The sequence below is a fragment of the Rhodopseudomonas sp. AAP120 genome (genome assembly GCF_001295845.1).
Classification (GTDB): domain Bacteria; phylum Pseudomonadota; class Alphaproteobacteria; order Rhizobiales; family Xanthobacteraceae; genus Rhodopseudomonas.
Genome location: NZ_LJIC01000094.1, coordinates 1 through 5,439, shown reverse-complemented (window position 1 = coordinate 5,439; position 5,439 = coordinate 1). Strand labels below are relative to the sequence as shown.

The window sequence follows — 5,439 nt, the reverse complement described above, 5'->3', positions numbered from 1 at the left end:
CCCCCCCCATCCACGTCTTTCTCCCGGCCGATGGTTGAAGGCGTGGATGCCCGGGACGAGCCCGGGCATGACGTGGGGAGGCGACTTTGACAGGCGGGACGCGCGCCGGACTCACAGCTTAGTCGGCACCGGCTCGAACTTGGCCGAGATGATATCGTCGGCCGGCACCACGTCGCGCGGGCTGCCGACGCGGGCGAGATCGAGCGAGAGTTGCACGGCGTCGCGGATCTTCGGCCCGGCCATGCTGCCGTCGGTCTCGAGCTTCATGATCGTGGTGTCGTATTCCAGCGCGGCGATCTCCGGCGGAACTTCATATAGCTCCGCGATCAGCTTGACGGTGATGTCGCGATTAGCGCGCATGAAGTCCACCGCGCCGTACAGCGCGTTCAGCGCCTTCTGGACCAGCTTGCCCCTGGTGTCGGCGAAGCGGTCGAGCACGATCCAGCCCTGGGTCAGGTTCGGCGGCACCGCCTTGGCGTAGTCCAGCACGGCCCGCGCCTCGCCCGATTTGGTGAGCTGCAGGCTGAGCGGCGAATACACCACCGCGGCGTCGACCTTGCCGCCGAGCAGGTTGGAGACGAGACCGTTGCCGCCGACGGGTGTGCGCGCGAACTCGATCTTGGCGTCCTGCCCGGTCCACTGCGCCAGCAGGTCGGAGCTCGAACCGGCTGCGGTGATGCCGATCCTGCGGCCGTTCAGGGCCTTGAGGTCGAGGTCCGACTTGGCCGGGACCATCAGTTGCCAGCCGTAATTGCCCATCGACGCTTTGGCGACGATCCGCGACAGCACGCCCTTGCGTCGCCCGTTTGAAACCAGCGACGGCGGATCGAGGGTCATGTCGACCGCGCCGGCTGCCATCGCTTCGAAGCTTTCGGCGCCGCTGCGATACACAGTGAGTTCGGCGCGCAGGCCTTCCTTGTCGAACAGCCGTTGCCGCACGGCGGTCTCGGCGATCGTCGTCGGCCAATAGCTTTTCGTCGGGAGGCCGATGCGGATCGTGTCGGCCGCCTGGGCGGGGCCGGTCACCAGAGCGACGGCGGCGAGCGATGCCAGCGCCAGTCGGCGAAACATGTTCATCTCGAGTCCTCCCGTATTGGTCTTGTTGGTTTTGTTTTTATTGCCGAATCCAAGCTGTTCGATCAGTTCAGGCCGCACACCTCCGTGCGGCGTGGGGCCGCCGGGACGTTTCGAACACATCAGTGAGGGGCATTGTTCGCGCGTGCAGCAAAGCTGCGTCCGGGCGATGCGGGCGGTCGTGGCTGCCGTTCGATTCGCTCAGCACGATCGGTGTCATGCCACAAAATGTGACTGGCGCGCCGGAGGCCGTCAACGACAATCGATAGCGGACGGTAACTAGTTGCTGTTCGGGAACTCGTCGGGTGCTGATTTTGTGCGGTGCGGTGTTATCTGGCAGTGCGAGATAACAGTGGTGTTAGCTGTGTTGCCGAGCACAATGCGGGTGGGCCGGTGGAGTGGCGTGGCGACGGGGCAGAGGTCGTAGCAGCCGTTTACGCGATGATCGGTCGCAATCACTTGCTCGGTGCCGGTGGTGCCGTTGATCGCGAACGAGCTATTCGTCGATAACGTAGTTCGTCGGATCGTTTTGGACTCATCGAGGTCGGGTCGGTTGACGATGTCGGGGGTAATTCGTGCGCTGCTCATCGCGCCGGTGCGCGCGGCGAGCCGCACGATGTGATCCACCTGATCGAAAACGCGGCGCGCCTGCTCCCCTCCCCCTTGCGGGGAGGGGTCGGGGGGTGGGGGGGCCGAGCCCAGTGCCTGCGTCGCCCTCACCCCAGCCTTCTCCCGCAAGCGGGCGAGGGAGCGTCTCGTTCAAAAAGAAGAGGCTGCGCGAACCGCGCAGCCTCCATGATGAAGTCGGTCCGTTGTTACTTACTGCAGGCCGATCGTAGTCAGGTCCTGGAACCAATGCTGCGCCTGCACGAAGCTTTTCACTTTCGGCGACAGCGCGTGCGGGTTGGTGTCGTGGACGACCCAGACCAGCACGGCGTCGTCGACGATCTGGGCGTGAGCCTGCGCCAGCAGGTCGTCCTGCTTCTTGTCGTCGAATGTGGTCTTGGCCTCGTCGATCAGCGCGTCGACCTTCGGGTTCTTGTAGCCGCCCCAGTTGACGCCGACCGGCGCAACCTGGCCGGAGTGGAAGAACCGCACGATCGCGTAGAGCGGATCGGAGGTGACGTAAGCGATGTTGTTGGCGGTGATGCCCGCCATGCTCTCGTCGGCCGCGCCCTTGCGCCAAGCGGTGTACAGCACTTCGAGTTCGACCACCTTGAACTCGACGTCGATGCCGATCTCCTTGAAGCTCTGCTGCAGGAATTCGTTCATTGGCAGCGACAGCATCTGGCCGGTGCCGCCGGTGGCGATGATGAAGGTGGTCTTCAGCGGCTTCTCGGGCGAGTAGCCGGCCTCCTTCACCAGCCGCTTGGCTTCGGCGAGATCGTACTTGATCTTGAAGGTCGGCTTGCCGAACCACGGGCTCGACGGATCGACCTGACCGACCGCCGGCTTGGCGAGGCCGTTCATCAGGCCGACCACCGCGTCGCGATCGATCGCGAGGTTGAGCGCCTTGCGCAGCCGGATGTCGGTCCAGGGCGAGCCCGGCAGCATGCTGAGGTGATAGTTCCAGACGTGCGGCGTGACGTTGTCGACGATCTTCATGCCGGCCGATTTGAGCTGCGGCACCGCATCAGGCGCCGGGGTTTCGACCAGATCGACCTGGCCGGCGAGCAGCGCATTGGTGCGGGTCAGCGCTTCGGGCATCGGCACCAGGATCAGCTTGTCGGTCTTCGGCAGCCGCGACTTGTCCCAATAGTCGTTGTTCTTGGTCAGCTCCGCGAGTTCGCGCGGCACCAGCTTAGTCAAACGGAACGGCCCGGTGCCGGACGGCTGCGACGCGAACTTGTCCCAGTCCTTGCCGACTTTGTCGTACTGCGCCGGGCTCGACACCAGGAACCAGAGCATCTGATACGGGAAGAATGAATCGACCGCCTTGGTGGTGATCTCCACCGTATAATCATCAATCTTGGCGTAACTCTTCACCGAGGGCAGCCGGGTCTTGACCTGCGCGCTCTGGCGCTTGTCGAACTGCGGTGCCTTTTCATTGAGCACCTTGTCTAGATTCCAGACCACCGCGTCGGCGTTGAAGTCGCTGCCGTCGTGAAACCTGACGCCCTTGCGCAGGGTAAAGCGCCACTTGGTCTTGTCCGACTCGTCGACCTTCCACTCCGTCGCGAGGCCCGGCACCAGTTTGCCGGGGCGATCGGCCACGTTCATTTCCCAGGCGACCAGCGGATCGTAGATGGTGTAGCCGGTGAACTGATAACCGCCGGCGCCGCGGTCCGGCTGGCCGGTTGTCAGCGGAATATCGGCCATCGAGATGCCGTAACGCACCACGGATTCGGCCCGCGCGGAGCCGATTGCCCCGACGGCGGCGACCATCGCGGCCAGCATCAACGCACTTCCAAGTCGCTTCATTGCAACTGATCTCCTCATGACGATGGGGCGAGAGCCTGCAATGCGAGTGCCAATTCAACCCGCCTGAGGCAGGAGGGCGCATTTATTTGTGTGCCAACAATCCTGCCGCTTTGCGTGGCACACGCATTGCATAATGCAGCGCACAAATTAGTCACACGGGAAGTTTCCAGCATGCGTCATCTTCGCGTTCTCCGCCGCACCACCGCGCTGCTCGCTTTGGCCACCGTCAGCGCCATGGCGCTGCCTCATCTCGCCGCCGCCGAGACCGTGCTGCGGATCGGCATGACGGCGGCGGACATTCCGCGCACGCTCGGCCAGCCCGATCAGGGCTTCGAAGGCAACCGCTTCACCGGCCTGACGATGTATGACGGGCTGACGATGTGGGACCTGTCGTCCGCCACCAAAGCCAGCGTGGTGATCCCGGGCCTCGCCACCGAGTGGAAGGTCGAGGACGCCGACAAGACCAAATGGGTGTTCAAGCTGCGCCCCGGTGTGACCTTCCACGACGGCACGCCGTTCAACGCCGACGCGGTGGTGTGGAACGTCGACAAGGTGCTGAACAAGGAGGCGCCGCAGTTCGACGCCAGCCAGGTCGGCGTCACCGCGTCGCGCATGCCGACGCTGGTATCGGCCAAGAAGATCGACGACATGACGGTCGAGTTGACCACCAAGGAGCCCGACAGCTTCCTGCCGATCAACCTCACCAATCTGTTCATGGTCAGCCCGTCGAAATGGCAGGTGCTGTACGAGCGCGCCGAAGGCGCCGACGCCAAGGCGAAGTCGCAGGCCGCCTGGGCCGCCTTCGCCAAGGACGCGGCCGGCACCGGCCCGTGGAAGATGGCGAAGTTCACGCCGCGCGAGCGGCTCGAACTGGTCAAGAACGACAACTACTGGGACAAGGCGCGGGTGCCGAAGACCGACCGCATGGTGCTGCTGCCGATGCCGGAAGCCAATGCGCGCACCGCAGCACTGCTGGCCGGTCAGGTCGATTGGGTCGAAGCGCCGGCGCCCGATGCCGTCAAGGAGATCGAAGGTCGCGGCTTCAAGATCGAGAAGAACGAGCAGCCGCACGTCTGGCCGTGGCAGTTCTCGCGCATCGAAGGCTCGCCCTGGAATGACATCCGCGTCCGCAAGGCCGCCAATCTGTGCATCGATCGCGAAGGCCTGCGGGACGGCCTGCTCGCCGGACTGATGGTGCCCGCGACCGGCACGTTCGAGCCCGGTCACCCGTGGCGCGGCAACCCGTCGTTCCAGATCAAGTACGATCTGCCGGCGGCGCAGAAGCTGATGAAGGAAGCCGGCTTCGGCCCGAACAAGAAGCTCAGCGTCAAGATCCAGACCTCGGCGTCCGGCTCCGGCCAGATGCTGCCGCTGCCGATGAACGAGTATCTGCAGCAGGCGCTGGCGGAGTGTTACTTCGACGTCAAGCTCGACGTCATCGAGTGGAATACGCTGTTCACCAACTGGCGCCGCGGCGTCAAGGATCCGAGCGCCAACGGCTCCGACGCCGTCAACATCACCTACGCGGCGATGGACCCGTTCTTCGCGCTGGTGCGCTTCCTGCAGTCGTCGATGGCGCCGCCGGTGTCGAACAACTGGGGCTTCATCAACAACCCGAAGTTCGACGAGCTGGTGAAGAAGGCCCGCACCTCGTTCGATGAAAAGGAGCGCGACAAGGCGCTGGCCGAGCTGAATGCCGCCTCGATCGACGACGCCGCGTTCCTCTACGTCGCCCACGACGTCGGCCCGCGCGCGCTCAGCCCGAAGATCAAGGGTTTTGTGCAACCGAAGAGCTGGTTCGTCGACTTCTCGCCGGTGACGATCACGCCGTAAGTCGTGCGGCTCTTCCCCTCTCCCCTCGTGGGAGAGGGTGGATGCGCGCCGTCAGGCGCGCAGACGGGTGAGGGGGCGACGCGGAGACGTGTCGTGCCGCCTCACCCCCCC

Annotated in this window: 4 protein-coding genes; 1 reads left to right on the top strand and 3 read right to left on the bottom strand. The window is 64.5% G+C overall.

What is annotated here, in order from left to right:
• Positions 1–111 precede the first annotated feature (111 nt).
• The 3 genes from IP86_RS15805 to IP86_RS15800 all read right to left on the bottom strand — a co-directional run bounded on the left by IP86_RS15805 (position 112) and on the right by IP86_RS15800 (position 3,495).
• Complete coding sequence (locus tag IP86_RS15805; RefSeq protein ID WP_054163494.1) at positions 112–1,077, bottom strand: ABC transporter substrate-binding protein; 966 nt, start codon at positions 1,075–1,077, stop codon at positions 112–114.
• A gap of 276 nt (positions 1,078–1,353) precedes the next feature.
• Positions 1,354–1,701, bottom strand: coding sequence for a hypothetical protein (locus tag IP86_RS28745; RefSeq protein WP_156332525.1), 348 nt, complete (start codon positions 1,699–1,701; stop codon positions 1,354–1,356).
• A 192-nt stretch (positions 1,702–1,893) separates the two neighbouring features.
• Positions 1,894–3,495 (bottom strand): ABC transporter substrate-binding protein, encoded by a 1,602-nt coding sequence (locus IP86_RS15800; RefSeq protein WP_054163493.1) that lies wholly within the window; start codon positions 3,493–3,495, stop codon positions 1,894–1,896.
• Between the two features lie 171 nt (positions 3,496–3,666).
• Between IP86_RS15800 and IP86_RS15795 the strand changes: the two genes are divergently transcribed.
• Positions 3,667–5,328 (top strand): ABC transporter substrate-binding protein, encoded by a 1,662-nt coding sequence (locus IP86_RS15795; RefSeq protein ID WP_054163492.1) that lies wholly within the window; start codon positions 3,667–3,669, stop codon positions 5,326–5,328.
• Positions 5,329–5,439 lie beyond the last annotated feature (111 nt).